This window comes from Actinacidiphila sp. bgisy160, assembly GCF_965342435.1.
In the GTDB taxonomy this organism is placed as follows: Bacteria; Actinomycetota; Actinomycetes; order Streptomycetales; family Streptomycetaceae; genus Actinacidiphila.
Map to the genome: position 1 here is coordinate 35,917 of NZ_CBDRCM010000036.1, position 25,763 is coordinate 61,679.

24 protein-coding genes and 1 pseudogene are annotated in these 25,763 nt (G+C 70.8%); 18 read left to right on the forward strand and 7 right to left on the reverse strand.

The window, feature by feature from the left end; genetic code table 11:
* The first annotated feature begins 17 nt into the window (after window positions 1–17).
* From ACRWNP_RS25140 to ACRWNP_RS25150, 3 genes and pseudogenes are all read left to right on the forward strand, one after another.
* Window positions 18–1,229: a cytochrome P450 family protein gene (locus ACRWNP_RS25140; protein WP_431965052.1), complete on the forward strand. Its 1,212-nt coding sequence runs from the start codon at window positions 18–20 to the stop codon at window positions 1,227–1,229.
* A gap of 57 nt (window positions 1,230–1,286) precedes the next feature.
* Window positions 1,287–1,748, forward strand: a pseudogene (locus ACRWNP_RS25145) (3-phosphoshikimate 1-carboxyvinyltransferase); the annotation flags it as partial.
* Between the two features lie 371 nt (window positions 1,749–2,119).
* Window positions 2,120–2,857: an SAM-dependent methyltransferase gene (locus ACRWNP_RS25150; RefSeq protein WP_431965054.1), complete on the forward strand. Its 738-nt coding sequence runs from the start codon at window positions 2,120–2,122 to the stop codon at window positions 2,855–2,857.
* A gap of 18 nt (window positions 2,858–2,875) precedes the next feature.
* On the opposite strand, the gene ACRWNP_RS25155 is transcribed toward ACRWNP_RS25150, so the two are convergent.
* From ACRWNP_RS25155 to ACRWNP_RS25185, 7 genes are all read right to left on the reverse strand, one after another.
* Window positions 2,876–3,544, reverse strand: coding sequence for a hypothetical protein (locus tag ACRWNP_RS25155; RefSeq protein ID WP_431965056.1), 669 nt, complete (start codon window positions 3,542–3,544; stop codon window positions 2,876–2,878).
* A 116-nt stretch (window positions 3,545–3,660) separates the two neighbouring features.
* A complete protein-coding gene (locus ACRWNP_RS25160) occupies window positions 3,661–4,698 on the reverse strand; it encodes a Gfo/Idh/MocA family protein (protein WP_431965058.1) in 1,038 nt (345 codons plus the stop codon).
* Between the two features lie 105 nt (window positions 4,699–4,803).
* Window positions 4,804–5,823: a Gfo/Idh/MocA family protein gene (locus ACRWNP_RS25165; RefSeq protein WP_431965060.1), complete on the reverse strand. Its 1,020-nt coding sequence runs from the start codon at window positions 5,821–5,823 to the stop codon at window positions 4,804–4,806.
* Window positions 5,824–5,854: 31 nt separating this feature from the next.
* Entirely contained in the window at window positions 5,855–6,766 is a 912-nt protein-coding gene (locus ACRWNP_RS25170; RefSeq protein WP_431965061.1) for a sugar phosphate isomerase/epimerase family protein, read from the reverse strand.
* Window positions 6,767–6,953: 187 nt separating this feature from the next.
* On the reverse strand, window positions 6,954–7,832 hold the full coding sequence (locus ACRWNP_RS25175) for an ATP-binding cassette domain-containing protein (RefSeq protein ID WP_431965063.1): 879 nt from the start codon (window positions 7,830–7,832) through the stop codon (window positions 6,954–6,956).
* 5 nt (window positions 7,833–7,837) lie between these two features.
* Window positions 7,838–8,911, reverse strand: coding sequence for an ABC transporter permease (locus ACRWNP_RS25180; protein WP_431965134.1), 1,074 nt, complete (start codon window positions 8,909–8,911; stop codon window positions 7,838–7,840).
* Between the two features lie 5 nt (window positions 8,912–8,916).
* The gene (locus ACRWNP_RS25185) at window positions 8,917–9,930 is read right to left on the reverse strand and encodes a sugar ABC transporter substrate-binding protein (RefSeq protein WP_431965065.1); all 1,014 of its coding nucleotides are present in this window, start codon (window positions 9,928–9,930) and stop codon (window positions 8,917–8,919) included.
* A gap of 274 nt (window positions 9,931–10,204) precedes the next feature.
* On the opposite strand from ACRWNP_RS25185, the gene iolC reads away from it, so the two are divergent.
* From iolC to ACRWNP_RS25260, 15 genes are all read left to right on the forward strand, one after another.
* A complete protein-coding gene (gene iolC / locus ACRWNP_RS25190; protein ID WP_431965067.1) occupies window positions 10,205–11,152 on the forward strand; it encodes a 5-dehydro-2-deoxygluconokinase in 948 nt (315 codons plus the stop codon).
* 32 nt (window positions 11,153–11,184) lie between these two features.
* Window positions 11,185–12,063: a Cgl0159 family (beta/alpha)8-fold protein gene (locus ACRWNP_RS25195; RefSeq protein WP_431965069.1), complete on the forward strand. Its 879-nt coding sequence runs from the start codon at window positions 11,185–11,187 to the stop codon at window positions 12,061–12,063.
* Between the two features lie 38 nt (window positions 12,064–12,101).
* Complete coding sequence (iolB, locus tag ACRWNP_RS25200) at window positions 12,102–13,007, forward strand: 5-deoxy-glucuronate isomerase (protein WP_431965071.1); 906 nt, start codon at window positions 12,102–12,104, stop codon at window positions 13,005–13,007.
* Window positions 13,007–14,878 carry a 3D-(3,5/4)-trihydroxycyclohexane-1,2-dione acylhydrolase (decyclizing) gene (iolD, locus tag ACRWNP_RS25205; RefSeq protein ID WP_431965073.1) on the forward strand — a complete coding sequence of 624 codons (1,872 nt, stop codon included), beginning with the start codon at window positions 13,007–13,009 and terminating at the stop codon, window positions 14,876–14,878. Before iolB ends, iolD begins: the two co-directional genes overlap by 1 nt.
* A 147-nt stretch (window positions 14,879–15,025) precedes the next feature.
* Window positions 15,026–15,781 (forward strand): GntR family transcriptional regulator, encoded by a 756-nt coding sequence (locus ACRWNP_RS25210; protein WP_431965075.1) that lies wholly within the window; start codon window positions 15,026–15,028, stop codon window positions 15,779–15,781.
* A gap of 86 nt (window positions 15,782–15,867) precedes the next feature.
* A complete protein-coding gene (locus ACRWNP_RS25215) occupies window positions 15,868–16,878 on the forward strand; it encodes a sugar ABC transporter substrate-binding protein (protein ID WP_431965077.1) in 1,011 nt (336 codons plus the stop codon).
* On the forward strand, window positions 16,875–17,897 hold the full coding sequence (locus ACRWNP_RS25220) for an ABC transporter permease (RefSeq protein WP_431965079.1): 1,023 nt from the start codon (window positions 16,875–16,877) through the stop codon (window positions 17,895–17,897). The genes ACRWNP_RS25215 and ACRWNP_RS25220 overlap by 4 nt, the downstream gene beginning before the upstream one ends.
* Window positions 17,894–18,673 (forward strand): ATP-binding cassette domain-containing protein, encoded by a 780-nt coding sequence (locus ACRWNP_RS25225; RefSeq protein ID WP_431965081.1) that lies wholly within the window; start codon window positions 17,894–17,896, stop codon window positions 18,671–18,673. The genes ACRWNP_RS25220 and ACRWNP_RS25225 overlap by 4 nt, the downstream gene beginning before the upstream one ends.
* Before the next feature lie 197 nt (window positions 18,674–18,870).
* Entirely contained in the window at window positions 18,871–19,989 is a 1,119-nt protein-coding gene (locus ACRWNP_RS25230) for an ROK family glucokinase (protein ID WP_431965083.1), read from the forward strand.
* Between the two features lie 5 nt (window positions 19,990–19,994).
* Window positions 19,995–20,516 carry a hypothetical protein gene (locus ACRWNP_RS25235; protein ID WP_431965136.1) on the forward strand — a complete coding sequence of 174 codons (522 nt, stop codon included), beginning with the start codon at window positions 19,995–19,997 and terminating at the stop codon, window positions 20,514–20,516.
* Window positions 20,517–20,917: 401 nt separating this feature from the next.
* Window positions 20,918–21,121: a cold-shock protein gene (locus ACRWNP_RS25240; protein ID WP_431965085.1), complete on the forward strand. Its 204-nt coding sequence runs from the start codon at window positions 20,918–20,920 to the stop codon at window positions 21,119–21,121.
* A 343-nt stretch (window positions 21,122–21,464) separates the two neighbouring features.
* Complete coding sequence (locus ACRWNP_RS25245; RefSeq protein WP_431965087.1) at window positions 21,465–22,961, forward strand: DEAD/DEAH box helicase; 1,497 nt, start codon at window positions 21,465–21,467, stop codon at window positions 22,959–22,961.
* Window positions 22,962–23,007: 46 nt separating this feature from the next.
* Window positions 23,008–23,304: a CBS domain-containing protein gene (locus ACRWNP_RS25250; protein ID WP_431965089.1), complete on the forward strand. Its 297-nt coding sequence runs from the start codon at window positions 23,008–23,010 to the stop codon at window positions 23,302–23,304.
* A gap of 153 nt (window positions 23,305–23,457) precedes the next feature.
* The gene (locus ACRWNP_RS25255) at window positions 23,458–23,766 is read left to right on the forward strand and encodes an SCO5918 family protein (RefSeq protein ID WP_431965091.1); all 309 of its coding nucleotides are present in this window, start codon (window positions 23,458–23,460) and stop codon (window positions 23,764–23,766) included.
* Window positions 23,767–25,088: 1,322 nt separating this feature from the next.
* Window positions 25,089–25,427 (forward strand): helix-turn-helix domain-containing protein, encoded by a 339-nt coding sequence (locus tag ACRWNP_RS25260; RefSeq protein WP_431965093.1) that lies wholly within the window; start codon window positions 25,089–25,091, stop codon window positions 25,425–25,427.
* Window positions 25,428–25,763: the final 336 nt, after the last annotated feature.

Sequence of the window (25,763 nt, forward strand, 5' to 3'; positions counted from 1 at the left end):
GGGTTAACGTGCGGTACATGGACACGGTCGATCTCACGGTCTACGGCGAGGAGTTCACCGCCGATCCCTATCCCGTCTACGCCAGGCTCCGCGAGAAGGGGCCCGTGCACCGCGTACGCACAGCCGACGTCGGGGAGCTGTGGCTGATCGTCGGCTACGACCAGGCCCGGGCCGCGCTCGCCGACACCCGGTTCGCCAAGGACTCCCGAGCACTCGGCTGGACCTCCTACGACGAGGAACTCCTCGGCCGCCACATGCTCGTCTCCGATCCGCCGGAGCACACCCGGCTGCGCAAGCTGGTGGCCCGGGAGTTCACCGGCCGCCGGGTCGAGGAGCTGGCGCCGCGCGTGGAGGAGATCACGGCCGCCCTGCTCGACACGATGCTGGCCCGCCCGGACGGCACCGCCGACCTCGTCGAGGCGCTCGCCTACCCGCTGCCCATCACGGTCATCTGCGAGCTGCTCGGAGTGCCCGACCTGGACCGGGCGGCCTTCCGCGCCTGGTCGAACGAGGTCGTCGCACCGACCGGAGCGGAGGCCGAACGCAGGGCCTTCGAGGAACTGGCCGCCTACCTCCACGAGCTGATCGAGGACAAGCGCTGCGCGCCCGGCGACGACCTGATGAGCGCGCTCATCCGTACCACTTCCGAGGACGGCGACCGGCTCTCGCGCTCCGAGCTCAGCGGCATGGCCTTCCTGCTGCTGATCGCCGGACACGAGACGACGGTCAACCTGATCTCCAACGGTGTCCGCGCGTTGCTCACCCACCCGGACCAACTCGCGCTCCTGCGGGCCGACATGGGCCTGATCGACGGCGCGGTGGAGGAGATGCTCCGCTACGACGGCCCGGTGGAGACCGCCACCTTCCGTTTCACGACGGAACCGGTCGACGTCGCCGGCACGGTCATCCCCGCCCGCGAACCCGTCCTCGTCGCCCTTGCCTCCGCCGACCGCGACCCGGGCCGTTTCGCCGAGGCCGATCGCTTCGACATCCGCCGGGACACCCGTGGCCATGTGGCCTTCGGGCACGGCCTGCACTACTGCCTCGGCGCCCCGCTCGCCCGGCTCGAAGGCCGCGTCGCCATCCGCGCCCTCCTGGGGCGCTGCCCCGACCTCGCCCTCGACGTCGATCCGGCGAAGCTGGACTGGCTGCCCGGATTGCTCATGCGCGGTGTGCGCCAGCTCCCCGTGCGCTTCGCGCCCACCGGCCCCGGTACCCCCGGCGCCTAGAATGACGGTGCCCCTCACCAGGGCGTTCCCGAACGTCAGGCAGCACAGGAGAGCACCGTGACCGTCGTCGCCGTCCCCGGTTCGAAGTCCGTCACCGCCCGGGCGCTGTTCCTGGCGGCGGCGGCCGAGGGGACGACCACACTGCGGCGGCCGCTGCTCTCCGACGACACCGACGGCTTCGCCGAGGGCCTGCTCAGGCTCGGCTACCGCGTGGACCGCGGTCCGGACGTGTGGCGCGTCGAAGGACGCCCCGCCGGGCCCGCGGTCCCCGAGGCCGACCTCCACTGCCGCGACGCCGCCACCGCGGCCCGCTTCCTGCCCGCGCTCGCCGCGGCCGGGCACGGATCCTACCGCTTCGACGCCTCCGCCCAGATGCGCCGGCGTCCCGTCGCCCCGCTCACCACCGCCCTGCGGACGCTCGGTGTCGACCTGCGCCACGAGGAGGCGGAGGGCCACCTGCCGCTGACCGTCACCGCGGACGGCATCGAGGGCGGCGCGCTCGACCTCGACGCGAGCCGCCCCGGTCGAGATCGCCTGCCACGGCGACCACCGCATCGCGATGAGCTTCGCCGTCGCCGCGCTCCGCACGGAGGGGGTGACCTTCGACGAGCCCGGCTGTGTGAAGAAGACCTTCCCCGAATTCCACGAGGTGTTCGGCGCGCTCCGCGAGGAGTGGGGCATGTAGTGGCGGCTGAGCGCACCGGCCCGCCGTCGTGACGATCTTCCTGTCCATGCCGGTCGTCCTCTCTCCGTGACGGCCCCGAGGCCGCGATGGCCGTGCTCCCTGACGGCCCTTCTCACCGGGAAACCGCCACCGCCGCGGTTCGTGTTGCACGCCCGCGCCGAATTAACCGGATGCGGTGAACCGCCGGCCCTGCGAAGCTGCGCGCATGGACCGACGCCGTATCTCGCGCATCGCGCACACCCACCACCCCGTCGCCGCACCGCTCGACGACGCCACCGTTCGCCGTCTGCTCGGCAGGTCGCTGCGCCGTGGCGACGAACGCGTCCTCGACCTCGGCTGCGGGGAGGGTGCCTGGCTTCTGCGGGCCCTGGGCGACCACCCGGGCGTCACCGCGGACGGCGTCGACCTGGACACCGGGGCGCTGGAGAAGGCGGCCCACGAGGCCGCCGCGCTCGGCGTCGGCGACCGGCTGACGCTCCACGAACGCGACGCGGGCGACTTCACCTCGCCGCACCCATTCGACGTCGTCCTCAGCGTCGGCGCCGCGCACGCCTTCGGAGGCCTCCTGCCGACCCTCGCCGCGGCCCGCGCCCACCTCGCTCCCGGGGGCACCGTGCTCGTCGGCGACGGCTTCTGGGAGCGCGAACCGACCCCGGAACTCGTCGACGTGCTGGGGGAGTACGAGGACCTGGCGAGCACCGTGGACCGGATCGTCGCGGACGGCTGGACCCCGGTCCTGGCCCACGTCAGCTCCATCCGGGAGTGGGACGAATACGAGTGGTCCTGGACCGGCTCGCTCGCCGAATGGGCCTTGGACCACCCCGCCGACCCCGACAGCGGCGCCGCCCTCGAAGCCGCCGCCGTCCACCGTGCCGAGTGGCTGCACGGCTACCGCGGCACGTTCGGCTTCGTCACGCTGCTGCTGCGCCGCACGACCGCCTGACGGCCTGACCGCGACCGCTCAGGTGGTCTCCGGTCCCGCCGGCCGGGAACGGAAGCTCGCCACCACGATGTGGAGGCTGACGACCAGCGCCCACAGGGGAAAGACCAGTTCGGCCAACCGCACGTTCGGCACCACGAACAGCAGGGTGACACCCACGAGGTAGCCCAGCAGCACCAGCCAGCGCGGGAACGACCCCAGCAGCAGGGCGACGGTGGAGGCCGACAGCACGAACACCGCGGCCATCCGCATCGAGTACGTCGTCAGCAGGCTGTAGGTGAGGTGCTGCCCGAAGTAGGACAGTTCGGCCCTGGGCGTGCCGGGCGAGGCGACCTCCGTCGTGGCCAGCAGGCTGCCGGCCGCGGCGGCGGCGCCGAAGAGCGTCGCGACGAACACCAGGCCGCTGCCGAGGAACACCGTCGAGAGGAACTTGTCCTCGCCCGGGCCGACGTGCGCGCGCACCGCGCCGATGAACCACAGGAAGAAGATGCCGGCGAAGGGGATGAGGGCCAGCGCCGTCTGCACCCCGCCGCGCGAGGAGACGGTGAGGGACGAGCCGGTCAGCGCGCCCTCACCGCTGGGGATGGAGGCCCGGACCAGGACGATGGCGGCGCCGATCAGCACCGCGAACGCGATTCCCGCCAGTCCCGCCGCTCGGGGCGTGCGCAGCGCCTGGACCTTCATCGCCATGAAAGGTCCTTCCTCGTGGACAGCCCGGACCGACTCATCCCAGGAAGCACCGGCGTACCTGTTCACGCCACCCGGGGCGGACCGCGGGGGTGACGTGCCCGCGTCGCCCCGTGAGGTCACTCCGCGCGCTTCGCGGCGCGCTCCGCGACCTCGGCCATCTCGGCGATCGTGACCGGCCGCCGCTCCCTGCGGGAGACCTCGCACGCCTCCGCCACGAGCAGCGCGTCGAGAGCCTCGCGCCCGTCGCAGGGGTTCTGCGACCGGCCCGACACCACCCGCAGGAAGGCGTCGATCTCCGCACGGTACGCGTCCCCGAAGCGGTCCACGAACCCGGTCCACGGGTCCGGCACGCCGGGCGCCGCGCCCGGTTCCACCGACGTGACCGGCGTACGGGGGCCGACGCCGACCGCGATCTGGTCCAGCGATCCGGCGAGTTCCATGCGGATGTCGTAACCGGCGCCGTTGTAGCGGGTGGAGGTGGCGGTCGCGAGGGTGCCGTCGTCGAGGGTGAGCAGGGCCGCCGCGGTGTCCACGTCGCCCGCCTCGCGGAAGAATCCGGCCCCGCCGTTGGCGCCCATGGCATACACCTCGGTGACCTCACGGCCGGTCACCCAACGCACCGCGTCGAAGTCGTGGATCAGGCAGTCCCGGTACAGGCCGCCCGACAGGGGGACGAACTCCGGCGGCGGGGGCGCCATGTCGGAGGTCAGGGCCCGTACGGTGTGCAGCCGTCCGAGCCGGCCGGCCCGCACGGCCTCGCGGGCGGCGCGGTAGCCGGGGTCGAAGCGGCGCTGGAAGCCCATCTGGAGGACGGTGCCGGCCTCCTCGACCTCCCGCAGGGCGGTGACCGTCGACTCCAGGTCGAGGGCGACGGGCTTCTCGCAGTACGCGGGGAGCCCGGCCCGCACGGCGCGCGAGATCAGCCCGGCGTGGGCGGAGGTCGTCGAGGCGATGACGACCGCGTCCGCGCCGTCCGTGAACGCCGCGTCGACCGAGGCCGCCGCCCGTGCCCCGGCACCGAGCCGCGCGGCGGCCTCGGCGGCCCGCGCGGCGTCGGCGTCCGCGAGGACCAGCTCCGAGACCTCGGGGTGGGCGTGCAGGGTGGCCGCGTGGAAGGAACCGAGGCGCCCGACGCCGAAGAGGACAACGCGCATGTACGGGGTGCCTTTCTCACGGGTGCGGTGAAGGCGCGGGCGAGACGGCCAGGGAGTAACCGCCCCGCCCGCGCCGGATCCGGGGTGACCGGGGACGTGCGTCCCTCAGCGGTAGAACGCCGGGCGGCCGACCAGCTCGACCTCGACGCGTCCGCCCGCCTCCTGCGAGCGGACTCCCGCCTCGCAGACGGCTGCCGCGGCGTAGCCGTCCCAGACGCTGGGGCCGGTGACCTCGCCGCGCCGGGTGGCGTCGACCCATGCCTGGACCTCACGGTCGTAGGCGTCGGCGAAGCGCTCCACGAAGTCCTGGGCGATCGTGCCGCCCCAGCGGCCCGCGGCGTTGACGAGCAGGTCGTGCGCGTCGCCGATGCGGGCGCTGCCGCGCTCGCAGACCGCCTCGGCCTGCACCTGGTAGCCGAAGCCGCAGTTGAGGAAGACCTCGACGTCGACGACCGCCCCGCCGTCGGTCTCGAACACCACGAACTGCGGGTCGTCCAGGCCCTGCGGCGCGTTCGCCGACGGACGCGGGCGGAGCACGGTGACGGCGGTGATCTCCTGGCCGAGCAGCCAGCGGGTCACGTCCATCTCGTGCACGAGCGAGTCGTTGACGAGGTTGGCGTTGGTGAAGCCGGGCGGGATGCTCGCGTTGCGGTGCCTGTTGTGCAGCATCAGCGTCCGGCCCAGCTCACCGCTGTCCAGCAGGGCCTTGAGCTTCACGTACTCCGCGTCGTAGCGCCGCATGAAGCCGACCTGCACCCGCCGGTGCCCCAGTCGCTGCTCGGCCTCCATCACGCGCAGCGCGGAGGCCGCGTCCGGCGTGAGCGGCTTCTCGCACAGCACCGGCAGGTCGTGCTCGAAGGCGGTGAGCAGCGCCGCCTCGTGGGCGGGGCCGGGGGAGGCGATGAGGACGGCGTCCACGTCGGCCGCGGCCATCGCCGCCGCCGGATCGGTGTACGCGGTGCAGCCCTCGACGCCGTCGGCGACCGCCTTCACCCGCTCGGCGTCGACGTCGGCGACGGCGGTCACCCGGGCGCCGCTGACGACGTCGTTGATACGGCGTACGTGGTCGGCACCCATCTTGCCGGTCCCGATGACGGCGACCCCGAGCGGTCCGTGCTGCGTCATGATGCGTGTCTTCCCTTTCGTGGGCGGTGCGTCAGGCACCGCAGGAGCGTAGGAACTTCCGGGTGCGCTGCGCGATGGGCAGCGGCCGCTCCGGCTCGCAGGGGTACATGTCCTGCTCGACGATGGCGAACAGGTCGACGCCCAGGCCCTGCGCCGCGGCCAGCACCGGCTCCAGGGCGGGCACCCCGGCGGGCGGCTCGCACATGACCCCGCGCTGCACGGCCGGGCCGAAGGGGATCGCTTTCTTGACGACGTCGGCGAGGATCTCCGGGTCGACCTGCTTCAGGTGCAGGTAGCCGATCCGCTCGCCGTAGGTCTCGATGAGCTTTACGCTGTCGCCGCCGCAGTAGGCGTAGTGGCCGGTGTCCAGGCAGAGGCTGACGAGTGCGGGGTCGGTGGCGTCGAGGAAGCGCTCGACGTGCTCCTCGGTGTCGATGTGGGTGTCGGCGTGCGGGTGGACCACGATGTCCAGGCCGTACGTGTCACGGACCTGGCGGCCCAGCCGCTCCATGCCGGTGGCGAGGTGCCCCCACTGCTCGGCGGTGAGTTCGCGCGGCTCGATGATCTCGGCGGTCTTGTCGTCGCGCCAGAAGGACGGGATGACCACCAGATGCCGGGCGTCCATCGCCTGGGCGAGCGCGGCGACCTGGCCGACGTGCTCCCAGGTGGCGTCCCACACCGACGGGCCGCGGTGCAGGGAGGTGAAGACGGTGCCCGCGGAGACCTTCAGACCCCGGCGCGCGGTCTCCTCGGTGAGCCGGGCCGGGTCGGTCGGCAGGTAGCCGTGCGGGCCGAGCTCGATCCACTCGTAGCCGGACTGGGAGACCTCGTCGAGGAACCGCTGCCAGGGCACCTGTTGAGGGTCGTCGGGGAACCAGACACCCCAGGAGTCGGGCGCGGAGCCGATCCGGATCCGGTCCAGAACGGGGGAGGGGGCAGTCATGAGGAGGGCTCCTCTCACCGGTCGCCGCGGACCGGTCGTGGTTCGGTAGGGCGGCCCGTCAGGGCGGTGGTACGGATGCCCGCGAAGCTCCGTGGTCCCGCTGGAAGCTTCGCCGTCCGGCCGGGCAGCCGTCAAGAGTTGGTCCTGACATACGGACGTCATGTCAGAGTGGGGGCAGGGCCGGCCCTCATGAGGCGGGGCAGCCTTCGCCCGGGCCGTTTGGTTCGGGCAGTTCCTCCACGTCGACACCGCGGACCTGGGCCAGTTCGTGCTTGAGCGCGGCCAGCTCTGCGCCGCCGGCCATGTGGTGGGTGAGCTCCTCCAGGGAGACCTCCTCCCGGCCCGCGCTCAGCTCCAGGGTGCCCAGCCGCAGCACCGAGAAGTGGTCACCCACCATGAACGCGTGGTGCGGATTGTGGGTGATGAAGACGACGCCCAGACCCCGGTCGCGCGCGGCCGCGATGTACTTCAGGACGACTCCCGACTGCTTGACGCCCAGCGCCGCGGTCGGCTCGTCCAGGATCAGCACCCGCGCGCCGAAGTGGACCGCGCGGGCGATGGCCACGGACTGCCGCTGGCCGCCGGAGAGGGTGCCGATGGGCTGTTCCAGGTCGTCCAGGACGATGCCCATCGCCCGCAGTTCCTCGTCCGCGGTCCGTTTCATCCGGGCGATGTCCAGGCGGCGTACGGGCCAGGGCCCGCGGGTCAGCTCGGAGCCCAGGAAGAAGTTCCGCCAGACCGGCATCAGCGGAACGGTCGCCAGGTCCTGGTAGACGGCGGCGATACCGCGGTCCAGGGCCTCCCGCGGGGTGTTCAGCCGTACGGGTGTGCCGTCGATGCGGAACTCGCCCTCGGTGTGCTGGTGCAGCCCAGAGATGATCTTGATCAGGGTGGACTTGCCCGCGCCGTTGTCGCCGAGGACGCAGCTGACCTGCCCAGGGCGGACGGCCAGGCCGACCCCGTGCAGGGCGCGGACGTTGCCGTAGCTCTTGCCCACCCGGTCGAGTTCGACGACGGGCTCGGGGACGGCGGTGGTGCCGCCGGGGGTGGTGGTGGCGGTGGTCATCGGGCTCACCTCCGGGTCGCCGTGCGGCGGACCCACAGATTGACGAGGGTCGCGATCAGCAGCATCACGCCGAGGAAGAACTTGAACCAGTCGGGGTTCCAGTTGGCGTACACGATGCCCTGCGAGACCATCCCGAAGATGAAGGCGCCGATCACCGAGCCGATCGCCGAACCGTAGCCGCCGGTGAGCAGGCAGCCGCCGATGACCGCCGCGATGATGTACAGGAACTCGTTGCCGACACCCTCGCCGGACTGCACCGCGTTGAACGAGAACAGCAGGTGCATGCCGGTGAACCAGGCACCGAGGCCCACGGCCATGAACAGCGCGATCTTGGTGAAAGCCACCGGAACGCCGACCGCCCGCGCGCTGTCCTTGTTGCCGCCGACCGCGAAGGTCCAGTTGCCGAACCTGGTGCGCAGCAGCACCCAGGTGGCCAGGGCCGCGAAGCCGAGCCACCACAGCACGGTCACCTTGAGCCGGACCCCGCCGATGCCGATCTCCGAGGCGAACAGCGCACGGGCCTGGTCGAAGCCGTCCATGTCGCTGATGGAGTCGGTCGCGACGTTGCCGGTGAAGATCTTGGTGACCGCCAGGTTGAGGCCCTGCAGCATCAGGAAGGTGGCCAGGGTGATGAGGAAGCTGGGCAGTCCGGTCTTCACCAGCATGTAGCCGTTGAGCGCCCCGATGCCCAGGGACACCACCAGGGCGACGGCCACACCGGTCCACACGTTCATGCTCAGCTGGAAACTGAACATGCTCGCGGTCAGGGCCGACGCGGTGACCGCGACGCCGGCCGAGAGGTCGAACTCGCCGCCGATCATCAGCAGGGCCACGGGCAGCGCCATGATGCCCATGACCGACGCCTGGTAGAGCACGGTCGCCAGCGAGCCCGCCTCGCGGAAGGACGGCGCCACCGCGAAGAAGAAGAGGTACACCGCGACGGCGGCGATGAGCGCCCCGATCTCCGGGCGGGCCAGTGTCCTGCGCAGGAGCGAGCGCTCGGCGGTGCGGCCGTCCGCCTCGGACGCCGGTGCCGCAGGTGGTGAGGGGGACGCCGCGGGGGCGGCTGCCTGGGACACTGGGATCACCGGGTGCCCTTCGCGGCGAACGAGGCCACGGACTCCACGTTGTCCTTGTCGACGAAGGCCGGACCGGTCAGGATCGGGGCCACTCCGCCGCCGCTGACGTTGCCGTTGGTCTTGTACAGCCACAGGGAGTCGACGGAGAGATAGCCCTGCAGGTACGGCTGCTGGTCGACGGCGAACTGCACCCCACCGTCCTGGACGGCCTTGACCAGGTCCTTGTTGAGGTCGAACGTGCCGACCTCGGCCTTGCTGCCGGCGTCCGCGACCGACTGGACGGCCGTGAGCGCGAAGGGCGCGCCCAGGGTGACGACATAGTCGATGCCGGAGTCCTGCTTGAGCTTCGCCGTGATCGTGGACTTCACCGACGGCATGTCCGTGCCGTTGACGTAGAGGTTCTCGGTCTTCCCCTTGAACGTCTTCTTCACGCCGGCGCAGCGGGCCTCCAGGGCGACGTGGCCCTGTTCGTGGATCACGCAGATGTTGTGCTTGGCACCCAGGTCGTTGAGCTTGTTCCCCAGTGCCTCGCCGGCGACGCTCTCGTCCTGCCCGAAGTACTCCAGCAGCCCCTGGTCCTTCCAGTCGTCCAGACCCGCGTTGAAGCCGACCACCGGGATGCCCGCGGCCTCGGCCTTGGCGACGGCGTCCTTCATGGCGTCCGGCTTGGCCAGGGTGACGGCTATCCCGTCGACCTTCTGGTCGATCGCGTTCTGGATCAGGTTGGCCTGGGTGGCGGCGTTGGGGTCGTTGGAGTAGACCAGCTTCACGTTGTCCTTGGCGGCGGCGGCCTCGGCGCCCTTGCGGATCAGGTCCCAGAAGGTGTCGCCGGGGGGAGCGTGGGTGACCATCGCGATCTTCATCTGCGGTGTACCGGCCTTGCCCGCGGCGGCGGTGTCCGCCGACTCCTCGGCCTTCTTCCCGCCTGAGCTGCTGGAACAGCCGGCTGCGAGGAGGACCGCGGCGGTGGAGAGCGCGGCGACGGCGAAGATCCGAGGGTTTCTGCGAGAGCGTTCCATGTTCCTGCACCTCACTGCGGTGGGAGGGAGAAGGGGACGGACGTGTTCACATGGCCGGGTGCTGCACGGGAGCAAACCCCTCCCGGGGGTCCCTGTCAAGACTTTGTCAAGACATCAATTCATATCTACGTAACGACAAGGTAACGAGCCGGGCTCTGGGCGGGGCGGTACGTTCGTATGTAAGGACATAGCGTTGACATCGCGCGACCGGGCGGGCTAGACCTGACAGGGCCGCAGAGCGGCCCCCGGTGACGCACGACGAGGAGTCACGCCCATGACCGAGCCGTACGACCTGATCACGATGGGCCGGATCGGGGTGGACCTCTACCCCCTGCAGACCGGTGTGCCGCTGCCCCAGGTCGAGACGTTCGGCAAGTTCCTCGGCGGCTCCGCCACCAACGTGGCCGTCGCCGCGGCCCGCCTCGGCCGCGGCACCGCGGTCATCACCCGCACCGGCGACGACCCCTTCGGCAGCTACTGCCACCAGGCGCTCAAGGAGTTCGGGGTCGACGACCGCTACGTCACCCCGGTCGCCGCGTACCCGACGCCGGTCACCTTCTGCGAGATCTTCCCTCCGGACGACTTCCCGCTCTACTTCTACCGGCTCCCCAAGGCCCCCGACCTGGAGATCCACGCCGACGAGCTGGACCTCGAGGCGATCCGGAGCGCCCGCATCTTCTGGATGACCGGGACCGGCCTGTGCGCGGAGCCCAGCCGCACCGCCACCCTGGTGGCGCTCGAGGCCAGGGCGCGGCGCGGCACCACCGTCTTCGACCTCGACTGGCGCCCCATGTTCTGGAAGGACCCCTTCGAGGCCCGCCCCTACTACGCACGGGCGCTGGCCTCGGCCACCGTCGCCGTCGGCAACCTCGACGAGTGCGAGATCGCCACCGGGGTACGTGAACCGCGCGCAGCCGCCGAGGCGCTGCTCGCCGCGGGCGTCGAACTGGCCGTCGTCAAGCAGGGCCCCAAGGGCGTCCTGGCCGTCCACCGCGACGGCACCACCGCCGAGGTCCCGCCGGTTCCCGTCGAGGTGGTCAACGGACTCGGCGCGGGTGACGCCTTCGGCGGCTCCCTCTGCCACGGTCTGCTCGCCGGCTGGGACCTGGAGCGGATCATGCGCCACGCCAACGCCGCCGGCGCGATCGTGGCCTCCCGTCTCGCCTGCTCCTCCGCGATGCCCACCGCGTCGGAGGTCCGGGACCTCCTCGGCCGCGGCTGACGGTCCGTCCTCTGCCCGAAAGCGAGCTCCTCTTGAGCATCAGCATCTCCGACCTGGTGAAGGTGCGGACCCACCACCCCGAGGCGATCGCCGAGGCCGCCGCGCGCCGCGCCCGCCGCCCGCTCGTCGGTGACAGCGGCCGGCTGATGATCGTCGCCGCGGACCACCCCGCGCGGGGCGCCTTCGCCGTGGGTGACCGCGAGTTCGCCATGGCCAACCGCGTCGACCTGCTGGAGCGGCTGTGCACCGCGCTCTCCCGCCCCGGAGTGGACGGGGTCCTCGGCACCGCGGACATCCTGGAGGACCTGCTGCTGCTCGGCGCGCTCGAGGGCAAGGTCGTCATGGGGTCCATGAACCGCGGCGGTCTGGCCGGCGCCTCCTTCGAGCTCGACGACCGCTTCACCGGCCACCGCGCCCAGGACATAGCCCGGCTCGGCTTCGACGCGGGCAAGCTGCTGCTGCGCATCAGCTACGAGGACAGCGGCTCGCTGAGCACCATGGTCGCCACCGCCCGCACCATCGACGAGATGGCCGAGCGCCGGCTTCCGGTCTTCGTCGAGCCCTTCATATCCCGCCGCGTCGACGGCAGGGTGCGCAACGACCTCAGCGCGGAGGCCGTCACCAAGTCCATCGCCATCGCCTCCGGGCTCGCCGGGACCTCCGCCTACACCTGGCTCAAGGTGCCCGTCACCGAGGACGTCGACGACATGGCCACCGTCATGGAGACCTCCACCCTCCCGGCCGTCCTGCTCGGGGGAGAGGTGGGCGGGGAACAGGAGGCGGTCTACGAGAAGTGGCGCAAGGCGCTGCGCCTGCCCACCGTCCAGGGGCTGGTCGTCGGCCGCACCCTGCTCTATCCCGCCGAGGGCAGCGTGGAGACCGCCGTCGACACCGCCGTCGGGCTGCTGTGAAGTCCCGGTCGAACCGCGAGAAGTGCGAGGCTCACGCCATGACCAGCACCGAGAACCACCTGGCCGCAGGGAAGGCCGCCGCCGGCCCGTACGCCGTCGACGTCGACCCCGGACGGGCCGGCTGGGACCACTCCTCCCTGCGGATCCTGGAACTGCCGCCCGGCGGACGGCACGAGTTCGCCGCGGGCGACAGCGAGTGGATCGTGCTCCCGCTGGCCGGCGGCTGCGAGGTCTCCGCCGCGGGCCTGACGTTCCGGCTCGCCGGGCGCGAGAGCGTGTTCGCGGGGGTCAGCGACTTCGCGTACGTCCCGCGCGACGAATCCGTCACTGTCACCAGCGCCTTTGGCGGTCGCTTCGCCCTGACCGGTGCCCGCTGCGAACGGCGGCTGGCCGCGCGGTACGGACCGGCCTCCGCCGTTCCCGTCGAGCTGCGGGGCAGCGGCAACTGCAGCCGTCAGGTCAACAACTTCGGCGCCGCCGGGGTCTTCGAGTGCGACCGCCTGATCGCGGTCGAGGTGCTCACCCCGGCGGGCAACTGGTCGTCCTTCCCGCCGCACAAGCACGACGAGGACCGCGAGGGCGAGTCGCGCCTCGAGGAGATCTACTACTTCGAGATCGCCGCGGCGCACGGCAAGGAGGGCATCGGCTACCAGCGCGTCTCGCCCTCCGGCAACGGCCGCAACACCGACGTCCTCGCCGAGGTCCGGCAAGGCGACGTCGTCCTCATCCCCGACGGCTGGCACGGCCCCTCGATGGCCGTCCCCGGCCACGACATGTACTACCTCAACGTCATGGCGGGCCCGGGGCCAGAGCGTGCCTGGCTGATCCGCGACCACCCCGACCACGCCTGGGTCCGCGACACCTGGCCGGACCAGCCGGTCGACCCGCGCCTGCCCCTGTACACCGCCCCCGCCGCCACCGACGAAGCCCCCGCGAGGTCCTGATGAGCAGCCAGTCCGTACGCCGCCTCACGGTCGCCCAGGCGCTGGTGCGGTTCCTGTCCGCGCAGTACACCGAGCGCGACGGGGTCCGCCGCCGTCTCGTCGCCGGGACGTGGGGCATCTTCGGCCACGGCAACGTCGCCGGCATCGGCCAGGCGCTGGTGGAGTACCGGCGGGAGATGCCCTACCACCAGGGCCGCAACGAGCAGGCCATGGTGCACGCCGCGGTCGGGTACGCCCGCCAGCTCAACCGGCTGTCCGCACAGGCCGTCACCACCTCCATCGGCCCCGGCGCCACCAACCTCGTGACCGGCGCCGCGCTCGCGACCGTCAACCGGCTGCCGGTGCTGCTGCTCCCCGGCGACTCCTTCGCCAACCGCGTGCCCGACCCGGTGCTCCAGCAGCTGGAGCACAGCCAGTACGGCGACGTCACCGTCAACGACGCGCTGCGCCCGGTCTCCCGCTGGTTCGACCGGGTCACCCGGCCCGAGGCACTGATCCCGTCCGCGCTCCAGGCGATGCGGGTGCTCGCCGACCCGGCCGAGACCGGCGCCGTCACGCTCGCCCTGCCCCAGGACGTCCAGGCCGAGGCGTGCGACTGGCCGGAGGAGTTCTTCACCGAACGCGTGTGGCACGTACGCCGCCCGGCTCCCGAGGCCGCCGAACTCGCCGCCGCCGCCGACGCGGTGCGTGCCGCGCGGCGCCCGGTGATCATCGCGGGCGGCGGCGTCCACCACAGCGAGGCCGAGCCCGCCCTCCGCGCACTGGCCGAGGCGACCGGCATTCCCGTGGCCTCCACCCAGGCAGGCAAGGGCTCGCTGCGCCACGACCACCCGGCCGACCTCGGTGGCGTCGGCCACACCGGCACCGCCGTCGCCGACGACATCGCGCGGACCGCCGACCTGGTCATCGGCGTGGGCACCCGCTACACCGACTTCACCACCGCCTCCTCCACGCTTTTCGCCGCCCCCGGGGTGCGTTTCCTCAACCTCAACATCACCGGCTTCGACGCCCACAAGTTCGGCGCCCGCACCCTGGTAGGCGACGCCCGCGCGAGCCTCGAAGCCCTCGCCCAGGCCGTGGCGGGACACCGCGTCGCCGCGGAGTACGAGGCCGAGTACCGCGCCGGCAAGGAGCGCTGGGAGCGCGTCGTCGAGGCCGCGTACGCCGCGGACGACGCGGAGCGCCCCACTCAGACCCAGGTGCTGGGCGCGCTCGACTCGGTGGTCGGCGACGACGACGTGGTCATCAACGCCGCCGGCTCCCTCCCTGGTGACCTGCACAAGCTGTGGCGCGCCCGCTCCCCGCGCCAGTACCACCTGGAGTACGGCTACTCCTGCATGGGATACGAGATCCCGGCCTCCATCGGCGTGCGGATGGCGGCGCCCGACCGGCCCGTGTGGGCGCTCGTCGGGGACGGCACCTACTTGATGATGCCGACGGAGATCGTGACCGCCGTCCAGGAGGGCGTGAAGGTCAACCTCCTCCTGATCCAGAACCACGGTTACGCCTCCATCGGCGGCCTGTCCTCCGAGGTCGGCGGCGAGCGCTTCGGCACCGCCTACCGCTACCGGGCCGCCGACGGCTCCTTCACCGGCGACCCGCTCCCGGTGGACCTCGCCGCCAACGCCGCCAGCCTCGGGATGGACGTGCTGCGCGCCGAAACGGTGCGCGGGCTGCGCGAGGCGCTGGCCGCCGCCCGTACCTCCGAGCGTCCGACCTGTGTGTACGTGGAGACCGACCCCACGCCGACGGCCCCCGCCGCCCAGGCCTGGTGGGACGTTCCGGTTGCCGAGACCGCCTCCCGAGAGGCGGCCGTCGAGGCCCGTAAGTCCTACGAGCGGCACCTGGGCGACCGCCGCCGCCACCTGTGAGGAGGCTCCTCGTATCCCGCTCCCGGAACCCGGCACCATCGACCGCACCGGCCCGTCCGCGGGCCCTCGAGAAGTCATGGACCCAAATGTTCGGACAATGTGATGTCAGAGTTTCCTGAGATCGAGACCGGCGGATACGCTCCCCCTGTGTCCAAAGCAGAGTCCGCGCCGCTCGAGTTCGAGGTGGACCGCTCCAGCCCGGTGCCGCTGTACTACCAGCTCGCCCAGCAGCTGGAGGGTGCCATCGAGCACGGCAGGCTCGCCCCCGGCAGCCTCCTGGGCAACGAGATCGAACTCGCCGGACGGCTCGGGCTCTCCCGGCCGACCGTCCGGCAGGCCATCCAGTCCCTCGTGGACAAGGGGCTGCTGGTGCGCCGTCGCGGTGTGGGCACCCAGGTCGTGCACAGCCAGGTCAAGCGGCCCCTGGAGCTGAGCAGCCTCTTCGACGACCTCCAGGCCGCCGGGCAGAGCCCCGCCACCCGGGTGCTGCGCAACGAGACCGAGCCGGCCTCCGCCCAGGTCGCCGCCGCGCTGGGCATCGCCGAGGGCAGCGACGTCGTCGTCCTGCAACGCCTGCGCTTCACCCACGGCGAGCCGATGGCCCACATGTGCAACTATCTGCCGCCGGGACTGCTCTCCCTGGACAACGCCAAGCTCGAGTCCACCGGCCTGTACCGCATGATGCGCGCCGCCGGGATCACCCTGCACAGCGCCCGTCAGTCGGTCGGCGCCCGCTGCGCCACCGAGGCGGAGGGCGAACTGCTCGCCGAGGACCCCGGGGCCGCCCTGCTCACCATGAGCCGGACGACCTACGACGACACGGGACGGGCCGTCGAGTACGGCACGCACATCTACCGCGCCTCCCGCTACGCCTTCGAGTTCCAGCTGCTCGTACGGGCCTGAACGGCTACGGAACCCCCCCTTCCGCAAGCATCGCACCCTGTGACGGATACTTGGTCGGTTCCAAGACCTGCAGGGAAAGGCACGACGTGGAGAGCGCGACCAGGGGAAAGCGTGCGCTCGGTGCGCTACTGACAGTGGTCATCGGTGTGGCGCTGGCGGGCTGCAGCAGCACCGGGGGCCTGCGAGCGGAGCAGCGGGCCAAGGAGGCGCAGGCCAACGGTTCGGCCGTCGACACACCGAGGTGGACGGTCGCCATGGTCACCCACGCCGGCGCCGGCGACAGCTTCTGGGACATCGTCCAGAAGGGCGCCCGGCAGGCTGCCGCCAAGGACAACATCAAGTTCCTGTACTCCAACAGCGACCAGGGCAAGGACCAGGCGCAGCTGGTGCAGACGGCCATCGATCAGAAGGTCGACGGCCTGGTCGTCACGCTCGCCAAGCCCGAGGCCATGAAGGACGTCGTCCTGAAGGCGGAGAAGGCGGGCATCCCGGTCATCACCATCAACTCCGGGTCCGCCCAGTCCGAGGAGTACGGCGCCCTGGCGCACATCGGCCAGGACGAGACCATCGCCGGCGAGGCCGTCGGCGACGAACTCACGGCGCGCGGCAAGAAGCACACCCTGTGTGTGCTCCACGAGCAGGGCAACGTCGGCCACGAGCAGCGCTGCGCGGGCGTGAAGAACACCTTCAAGGGCACGACGGAGAACCTCTACGTCAACGGCACCAACATGCCCGACGTCCAGTCCGCCCTCCAGGCCAAGCTGGCCGCCAACCGCTCCATCGACGCCGTCGTGACCCTCGGCGCGCCCTACGCCGCCACCGCCGCCAAGGCGAAGGAGCAGGCGGGCAGCCAGGCCGAGGTCGACACCTTCGACCTCAACGGCCAGGTCGCGAGTGCGCTGGAGGCCGGCACCATCGGCTTCGCCGTCGACCAGCAGCCGTACCTGCAGGGCTACGAGGCCGTCGACCTGCTGTGGCTCCACCGCTACAACGCCGACGTGCTCGGCGGCGGCAAGCCCGTGCTCACCGGCCCGCAGATCGTCACCAAGGACGACGCGGCCGCGCTGAAGGACTACGCGAAGCGGGGCACCCGATGACCGCGGACAGCCTCGCGCCGCCGCGGCGGCTCGGGCACCGCCTGTTCAGCCGCCCCGAGCTGGGCGCGGCAGTCGGCGCCGTGGCCGTCTTCGTCTTCTTCTCCGTGACGGCGGACTCCTTCCTGCGGCCGGCGAGCCTGGGCACCGTCCTGTACGCGGCGTCCACCATCGGGATCATGGCGGTGCCGGTGGCGCTGCTGATGATCGGCGGCGAGTTCGACCTGTCGGCGGGCGTGCTGGTCACGTCCTCCGCCCTGGTGTCGTCGATGTTCAGCTACCAGTTGACGGCGAACGTCTGGGTCGGCGTCGGCGTCTCGCTGCTGGTCACCCTCGCCTTCGGCTTCTTCAACGGCATCATGCTGGCCCGCACGAAGCTGCCGAGCTTCATCATCACGCTGGGCACCTTCCTGATGCTCACCGGGCTCAACCTGGGCTTCACCAAGCTCATCGACGGCACGGTCAGCACCAAGTCGATCTCCGACATGGAGGGCTTTCCTTCGGCGCGGGCACTGTTCGCCTCGCACCTGACCATCGGCGACGTCGACCTCCAGGTCACCATCCTGTGGTGGGTCGCCCTGGTCGCCGTCGCCACCTGGGTGCTGCTGCGCACCCGGGCCGGAAACTGGATCTTCGCCTCCGGCGGCGGCCCCGACGCGGCCCGCGCGGTCGGCGTTCCCGTCACCCGTACGAAGACGGGCCTCTACATGGCCGTCGCCTTCTGCGCGTGGATCTCCGGGCAGCACCTGCTGTTCTCCTTCGACGTCGTGCAGTCGGGAGAGGGCATCGGCAACGAGTTCCTGTACATCATCGCCGCCGTGATCGGCGGCTGCCTGATGACCGGTGGCTACGGCTCGGCCATCGGCTCGGCGGTCGGCGCGTTCATCTTCGGCATGACCAGCAAGGGCATCGTGTACGCCGAGTGGAACCCGGACTGGTTCAAGTTCTTCCTGGGCGCCATGCTGCTGCTGGCGACGCTGCTGAACGCCTGGGTGCGCAAGCGGGCGGAGGCGGCGAAGTGACGGCCCTGGTGAAGCTGACCGACGTCAGCAAGTCGTACGGGCACGTGCGCGCCCTGGAGGGCGTCTCCCTGGAGGTGCACGCGGGGGAGATCACCTGCGTCCTCGGTGACAACGGCGCCGGGAAGTCCACTCTGATCAAGATCATCGCTGGGCTGCACCAGCACGACGGGGGCGGCTACGAGATCGACGGTGTGCCGGTGCGCCACGCGTCCCCCCGCGAGGCGCTCGACCATGGCATCGCCACGGTCTACCAGGACCTGGCCGTCGTCCCGCTGATGCCGGTGTGGCGGAACTTCTTCCTCGGCTCCGAGCCGAGGAAGGGCCGCGGCCCCTTCAAGCGCCTGGACGTCGCCATGATGCGGGAGACGACGCGTACGGCACTGCGCGACATGGGCATCGACCTGGGCGACGTGGACCAGCCCATCGGCACCCTGTCGGGCGGGCAGCGGCAGTGCGTCGCCATCGCCCGGGCGGTGCACTTCGGGGCCAAGGTGCTGATCCTCGACGAGCCCACGGCGGCGCTCGGCGTCCGGCAGTCCGGCGTCGTCCTCAAGTACGTCGCCGCCGCGCGGGACGCTGGGCTCGGCGTGGTCCTCATCACGCACAACCCCCATCACGCCCACCTCGTCGGCGACCGCTTCGTCCTGCTGCGCCGCGGCACGATGACCGGCACCTACACCAGGGACGCGATCACGGTGGACGAGCTCACCCGGGAGATGGCCGGCGGCACGGACCTCGAGACCCTCGCCCACGAGCTGCGTCGCCCGGCACAGTGACGGCGGACGGGCGGCCCCGGCCGCCCGCCCCGCACCGTCCGGTTCCCGCCGCGGGCCCGGGGCCACACCCCCCGAGATCCCCGGCACTTAGAATCACTCGGAGAAACGCCCCCGACCCCGGAGAGACGAGCCTTGCGAGCGACGACCGAGCAGCAGTTCGGGACCGAGTCCGGGATCGGATCCACGGGGGTGAACCGATGAGCATGTACCGGGGTGCCGCCCGCTCCTCCAGCAGCTCCACACTCCTGAGCACGGTGGGCCGCCGCGAGCGCCGCTCGCACCTCACCGCGCCCCGTGTCCCCACCGTCGGAATCGACATCGGCGGCACCAAGGTGATGGCCGGCGTCGTGGACGCGGACGGCAACATCCTGGAGAAGCTGCGCACCGAGACGCCGGACAAGAGCAAGAGCCCGAAGGTGGTCGAGGACACCATCACCGAGCTCGTCCTCGACCTGTCCGAGCGACACGACGTGCACGCCGTCGGCATCGGCGCGGCCGGCTGGGTCGACGCGGACCGCTCCCGGGTGCTCTTCGCCCCCCATCTGTCCTGGCGTGACGAGCCACTGAAGGCCCGCCTCACCGAGCGCCTGCGGGTCCCCGTCATGGTGGACAACGACGCGAACACCGCCGCCTGGGCGGAATGGCGCTTCGGCGCCGGCCGCGGCGAGAACGACCTCGTCATGATCACGCTCGGCACCGGCATCGGTGGCGCCATCCTGGAGGACGGCCAGGTCAAGCGGGGCCGCTACGGCGTCGCGGGCGAGTTCGGCCACATGCAGGTGGTGCCCGGCGGGCACCGCTGCCCCTGCGGCAACCGCGGCTGCTGGGAGCAGTACAGCTCGGGCAACGCCCTGGTGCGCGAGGCCCGCGAACTGGCGGCCGCCGAGTCCCCGGTGGCGTACGGGATCATCGACCGGGTCGACGGCCAGGTGCAGGAGATCACCGGTCCGCTCATCACGGAGCTCGCCCGTGAGGGTGACGCGATGTGCGTCGAGCTCTTCCAGGACATCGGCCAGTGGCTGGGCGTCGGCATCGCCAACCTCGCCGCCGCCCTGGATCCTTCCTGCTTCGTCATCGGCGGCGGCGTCAGCGCGGCCGACGACCTGCTGATCGCTCCGGCCCGCGACGCCTTCCGGCGCCATCTGACCGGGCGCGGCTACCGGCCGGAGGCGCGTATCGTCAAGGCGCAGCTCGGCCCCGAGGCCGGGATGGTCGGCGCCGCGGACCTGGCGCGGCTGGTCGCGCGCCGCTTCCGGCGGGCCAACCGGCGGCGGGTCGAGCGCTACGAGCGCTACGCGAAGGTTGTCGGCAAGTGAGTGCCATGCCCCCGAGGAAGCCGCCGCGCTGGGTTCAGTGGACGGTCGTCCCGCTGCTGATCCTGGTGCCCATCGGCTATGTGATCATCTCGGCGGAGCAGAGCCGCGACAGCGGCGAGGAGAAGCAGGAACAGGCGGCCGCCACCACCCTCACCTACCTGTGGCCCACCAAGGTGCAGCGGCGCATCTACGAGGTGATGATCCCGTCCGGTTCGACGCCGGTGGCGTACCTGGAGACCAACAACTGGGCGGCCAGTTCCTTCTACGTGCAGTTCCGCACCAACCAGGGCGGCCTGGACACCTTCCTCGCCCAGTACGGCCGGAGCCGCGCGGCCCTCAAGGACGGCGACGTGACCGTGAGCCCGAAGCAGGCCCGCACGGTGCGCTGGACCTTCGGCACGGACCGCAAATGGGCCGGCCTCCGGCTCAAGCAGCACGGTGACAAGCCGGACCACAACATCACGGTCGACTTCTCCAACCCTGACCACCCCGTGGTCTATGTCGTGTCCACGATAAACTTCCGCTGACGCGCCCAGGCGCCGCAAGGGCGCCGCGTCGTCCGCAGGGCCTGCCCGTGGAGTCGGATGAACCCCGTCACATCCGTTCAGTCGTGGGCGCTCTTCCTGAAACTTGGCACTCCGAGTGGAACAATATCTGTGCTCGCGAGGTGAGGCTTTGGCGGACCGCGTAGTGAGAGTTTTTGCCGCACTGAACAGAGCGGAATTGCATAACGCGCACGGGCTGTTCCCGTGTGCTACTGTCGATCTCAGTTGCAGTTGTGGTTCCCGAAACTTCAAGTGCTCCAGACCGGTTCTTCCGGATGGGAGCGCTTATGTATTTCCGGTCATTTCCGGGCGGGGTGATCATCGCGACGACACGGCGTCCGCGCAGTGCGGATTCCGATGTATTGCCCCAAAGGAGATATGAGATGGCTGCTGGTACCGTGAAGTGGTTCAACGCGGAAAAGGGCTTCGGTTTCATCGAGCAGGACGGTGGCGGCCCCGACGTGTTCGCCCACTACTCGAACATTGTCGCGCAGGGCTTTCGTGAGCTGCTCGAAGGCCAGAAGGTGACCTTCGACATCGCGCAGGGCCAGAAGGGCCCGACGGCCGAGAACATCGTTCCGGCCTGACGTCGACGCACAGACTGCAGCTGGGGCCCGCATCCTTCGGGGTGCGGGCCCCAGCTGCACGCATCTTCCGCGGCGGTTCCACCTGCGGGGCGGCTCGGAGGAATCCGCAGTCTGACCACGCGCGGCTCCTTCGCCGGTGATGCAGGAGCGTCCTGAAGAGCTGCGCCGCAACCGGCGCCCGGACCTGCGTCCCCATCGCGTCACCCGTTTCAGCACCTGTGCCCCCGGATATTTTCGACGGTCCGGATCTGTTTTCTTTGCCGCCGGTTCATACTTGTGATTCTCCATGTCGCTCATTGCTGCGGGAATTCCTTGATATGTGCCACATCGAGGAAGGTTCCGCATGAACCGCACACGCACGAACGACCGCTTCGACCGATCCCGTCACGGCAGTGCCGACGCCGGAAAGGGCGGCAGTCGCAAGGGTGCCCAGGCACCGCGCCGTTCGGGTGGGCCTGCCCGTTCCGGTGGTCACGGCCGCCGGCCGGCCGCCATGCAAGGTGAGTTCGCGCCGCCCAGGACGATCACCCCCGCGTTGCCCGCCGTGGAGGGCTTCGCCGATCTCGACATGCCCGAGCGCCTGCTGGCCGAACTCGGCAGGCAGGGGGTGACCGTACCGTTCCCGATCCAGGGCGCGACGCTGCCGAACTCCCTGGCGGGTCGTGACGTACTGGGCCGCGGGCGCACCGGCTCCGGCAAGACCCTCGCCTTCGGTCTCGCCCTGCTCGCCCGTACCGCTGGACAGCGTGCTGAGCCCCGCCGGCCGCTGGGGCTGATCCTCGTTCCGACGCGTGAGCTGGCGCAGCAGGTGACCGACGCGCTCACCCCGTACGCCCGTTCCGTCCGGCTGCGGGTGGCCACGGTGGTGGGCGGGATGTCGATCGGCCGGCAGGCCGGCGCGCTGCGCGGCGGGGCCGAGGTCGTCGTCGCGACGCCCGGACGGCTCAAGGACCTCATCGACCGTGGCGACTGCAAGTTGGACCACGTGAGCATCACGGTGCTGGACGAGGCCGACCAGATGGCCGACATGGGTTTCATGCCGCAGGTCACCGCGTTGCTCGACCAGGTGCGTCCGGAGGGGCAGCGGATGCTCTTCTCCGCCACCTTGGACCGCAACGTCGACCTGCTGGTCCGCCGCTATCTGACCGACCCCGTCGTGCATTCGGTCGACCCGTCGGCAGGTGCGGTCACGACGATGGAGCACCACGTTCTGCACGTCCACGGCGCTGACAAGCACGCCGCCACGACCGAGATCGCCGCCCGCGACGGCCGCGTGATCATGTTCCTGGACACCAAGCACGCAGTCGACCGGCTGACCCAGGACCTGCTCGGCAGCGGGGTACGCGCCGCCGCGCTGCACGGCGGCAAGTCGCAGCCGCAACGCACCCGCACGCTGGCGCAGTTCAAGGCAGGGCACGTCACTGTGCTGGTGGCGACCAACGTCGCGGCGCGCGGTATCCACGTCGACAACCTCGACCTCGTCGTCAACGTCGACCCGCCGACCGACCACAAGGACTACCTCCACCGCGGCGGCCGTACCGCCCGCGCCGGCGAGTCCGGCAGCGTCGTCACGCTTGTCACACCGAACCAGCGCCGCGGCATGGTCCGCCTCATGTCCGACGCCGGAATCCGGCCGCAGACCACCGAGATCCGCTCGGGAGGCGAGGCCCTGAGCCGGATCACCGGCGCCAAGGCCCCGTCCGGCATCCCGGTCGTCATCGCCGCACCGGTGGTCGAACGCCCCAAGCGCAGCGCCTCCCCTCGAGGCCGACGCCGCCCTTCCGCGGCGGCGACCCGGCGCGCCCGCGCAGGCCAGCCCGTCCTCGACGCGGTGTCCTAGAACCTTCGTGATCCGGAAGCCGACCCATCTCCGCAGGAGGCACCTTTTGACGCTGATCCAGATGCAGCCCCGCTCGGCGGACGCAGACCCCGTGCACGGGACGGAGGCGGAGGCCATGGACGCGGCCGGACCGCAGGTCTGTGACGACATGAGCGTCGAGGTCGTGCTGGCCGTCATGGCCGCCGCACGCACGGGCCGACTGGTCGTCTGCGACCAGGACGACCAGCGCATCGGCCTGGTGACCCGAACCGACCTCACCGCCGTCCGCGACAGCGGCGCCTACACGGACCGCGTCCGCCTGCGCGACATCCTCGGCGACCACGGATCGTCCACCTCACCGTGACCACCATGGCGAAGCCGAGCACGGGATGTGCCTCCGTCGGTTCGGTGCTCTGCGAGTCGTGGACGAGCAAGGCAGCGCCCCGGGCATCCCCGGCTTCTCCTGCTGAACGCCTTGCCCGTGGGCGGACCGTTTTCCTTCTCCCTGTGAGGCCACATGCGCTGCGTCATCGCCCGCTTCCCCTTCGAGCTCACCAAGGGCGGAGTGCTGGAATCGATGAAGGGCATCAAGCCCGAACCGGTCACCGGCGCATCGTTGATCATCGGCCGCCGCCACTACCCCGTCAAGCAGGTCGGCCAGGTCGTCACCCGCCAGGACCGCCGTGACTTCAGCGCCGCCGAAGTCCTCCGGGCCATGACCCGGCTCGGCTTCACCTGCCGCGCCCTCCCCAAGACCGCGCCTGTCGGCATGACCGGCTCGCTGCAGCACGCCGCAGCGTTGCTCGACACCCCGGAGACGGTCTGACGGGCGAACAGGCACGAGATGACATCTGACCAGCAGTGTGGGCCCGACCGGTACGCCGGCCGGGCCCACACTGCGTGCAGCGGGTTCCCGTCGCCGTCGCTCGGTGGTCGAAACAGCTGAAGTCGTCCACGGTTCAGGCGCTGACTGCCGCAGAGCCACAGTGGTTGCCTGAAGGGGACTGACGACCGCAGTCGGTGCATGACGGCACCTGCTGCCGTGCGCCCGTGTCTCGGCAGCCCACGGCCTGCACGAGTCGGGGGCCGTGCCGGTTCGGGCAAGCGGCCCATGCGCGGCGATGCCACCGGCTGGGCGAGCGCGAGGAAGCAGATCCTCCTCAAGGCACTGAGGCGGCAGTAGAGGCGTCGACCCGCTCACGGCTGGAAGCGTCCGTCCCGGGCGGTGGCGTTCTTCGCGGGACGCGGTCCCGGCCGGTGCCCGCCGACGGCAGCCGCGGCGTGGTCGGCGATGTAACGCTCAGCCTGACGTGCTGCGCGGCGCTGGGTCACTGTGAGCGCCGGACTGAGCCTCGGAGCTGCTGCTCGAACCACCCATGGACCGGTCGAGGCGGATTACTTCACCTTCGAACACATGGAAATCTGTGCCAGCCAGAGTAGACATTTGGTTGGCGGCGTGGTTATGTTTCTCTTGTAACCGAGATCGAATGAGGCCTGGCAGACATGAACTGCCGGGCAGCGGTAACGCAGATGCAGTGCGCAGGACGGTGCGGCGTGGAGTCCCGAAGCCAGAGCGGTTGCAGGACGGTGACGGGGCTGACGGCCGGACCGGGTGGCCCGCAGTGATCAGGGGCTGCCATGAGTGGTGCTGCAGTGGCAGTACCCGTAAGTGAAAGTTCGCAGTACCCAGCAGTGAAGTCAGTGAGCAGTACCTCGGTGAAGGCGTCGGCTGCGGGCGCGCGCACCGGGAGGTTCGGCAGTGGGGTCCCGAGCCGGAGCAGACGCAGGACGGGCGACGGGGCCGGCTGCCGAAGGGTGGTGCTGTTCGAGGCCACCAGCGGTCTGCGGTACCAGCAGTTCGTAGTTTCCGTCAGTGAGTAGTTGCCCAAGAGGGAAGAACGGAGGAGCCGAGCGCCATCAGGATCGCCCGGGTGGAGGTCTTGGACCCGGGTACCGCAGGACATCGATAGTGAGGTGGTCTCCGGTCAAGCAACCGCGATCCCCGCGCCCCCGACAGCGTCTCGTTCGGGTCCGCGGAAACAGAGGGCCGGTGCAGTATCAGGGCCGGCAGATGGTGTAGTAGTTCCTTCGGGGCCCTGGTGCCAGACGGCGCCAGGGCCCCTCAACGCGTTGACACAGAGAGGTGCAATGACAGCAGACGACACGTTCGGCCGTCTCGACGACGACGATTACCCCGCCTACACCATGGGCCGGGCCGCCGAGATGCTCGGCACCACCCCCGCCTTCCTCCGCGCCCTCGGCGAAGCGCGACTGATCACTCCCCTGCGCTCCGAAGGCGGCCACCGCCGTTACTCCCGCTACCAACTGCGCATCGCCGCTCGCGCCCGGGAACTGGTCGATCGGGGCACCCCCATCGAGGCCGCCTGCCGGATCGTCATCCTCGAAGACCAGCTCGAGGAAGCCCAGCGCATCAACGCCGAATATCGCCGCGCCGCCGAATCAGGGAACCCGACGGCAGCAGAATGAGCTGAGCGTGCCCGTCCTCGTCGGCGGGCATCGCGTGCACGGTCGCGCAGGCGGGCCGGGGGCCGGGCCCACGGCGGCGTAGGAGGTGCTCGGAGCGATCGGGGCATCCGCCTCGGCGAGTACGTCGCAGATCGGCTGGACGCCGAAGGTCTCCTTTCACTGGCCGATGTGGGCGACCTTCATGGCAGTGGACGGTCCAGCTCCGCGGCGAAGAGGGCGAGGCGGACTTCAATGTCGCGTTCGCCCGCCGCAGGTGCTTCACCTCGCGTGGTTGCGTCAGGCGAACGCCGCATTGCACCGGATCGTGCGGACCCGGCTTCGGTTCGACCCACCCAC

Coding starts and splice junctions, on each gene's coding strand:
- ACRWNP_RS25140 (WP_431965052.1), top strand. CDS start 18: ATGGACACGGTCGATCTCACGGTCTACGGCGAGGAGTTCACCGCCGAT.
- ACRWNP_RS25150 (WP_431965054.1), top strand. CDS start 2,120: ATGGACCGACGCCGTATCTCGCGCATCGCGCACACCCACCACCCCGTC.
- ACRWNP_RS25155 (WP_431965056.1), bottom strand. CDS start 3,544: ATGGCGATGAAGGTCCAGGCGCTGCGCACGCCCCGAGCGGCGGGACTG.
- ACRWNP_RS25160 (WP_431965058.1), bottom strand. CDS start 4,698: ATGCGCGTTGTCCTCTTCGGCGTCGGGCGCCTCGGTTCCTTCCACGCG.
- ACRWNP_RS25165 (WP_431965060.1), bottom strand. CDS start 5,823: ATGACGCAGCACGGACCGCTCGGGGTCGCCGTCATCGGGACCGGCAAG.
- ACRWNP_RS25170 (WP_431965061.1), bottom strand. CDS start 6,766: ATGACTGCCCCCTCCCCCGTTCTGGACCGGATCCGGATCGGCTCCGCG.
- ACRWNP_RS25175 (WP_431965063.1), bottom strand. CDS start 7,832: ATGACCACCGCCACCACCACCCCCGGCGGCACCACCGCCGTCCCCGAG.
- ACRWNP_RS25185 (WP_431965065.1), bottom strand. CDS start 9,930: ATGGAACGCTCTCGCAGAAACCCTCGGATCTTCGCCGTCGCCGCGCTC.
- iolC (WP_431965067.1), top strand. CDS start 10,205: ATGACCGAGCCGTACGACCTGATCACGATGGGCCGGATCGGGGTGGAC.
- iolB (WP_431965071.1), top strand. CDS start 12,102: ATGACCAGCACCGAGAACCACCTGGCCGCAGGGAAGGCCGCCGCCGGC.
- iolD (WP_431965073.1), top strand. CDS start 13,007: ATGAGCAGCCAGTCCGTACGCCGCCTCACGGTCGCCCAGGCGCTGGTG.
- ACRWNP_RS25220 (WP_431965079.1), top strand. CDS start 16,875: ATGACCGCGGACAGCCTCGCGCCGCCGCGGCGGCTCGGGCACCGCCTG.
- ACRWNP_RS25230 (WP_431965083.1), top strand. CDS start 18,871: ATGAGCATGTACCGGGGTGCCGCCCGCTCCTCCAGCAGCTCCACACTC.
- ACRWNP_RS25235 (WP_431965136.1), top strand. CDS start 19,995: ATGCCCCCGAGGAAGCCGCCGCGCTGGGTTCAGTGGACGGTCGTCCCG.
- ACRWNP_RS25240 (WP_431965085.1), top strand. CDS start 20,918: ATGGCTGCTGGTACCGTGAAGTGGTTCAACGCGGAAAAGGGCTTCGGT.
- ACRWNP_RS25245 (WP_431965087.1), top strand. CDS start 21,465: ATGAACCGCACACGCACGAACGACCGCTTCGACCGATCCCGTCACGGC.
- ACRWNP_RS25255 (WP_431965091.1), top strand. CDS start 23,458: ATGCGCTGCGTCATCGCCCGCTTCCCCTTCGAGCTCACCAAGGGCGGA.
- ACRWNP_RS25260 (WP_431965093.1), top strand. CDS start 25,089: ATGACAGCAGACGACACGTTCGGCCGTCTCGACGACGACGATTACCCC.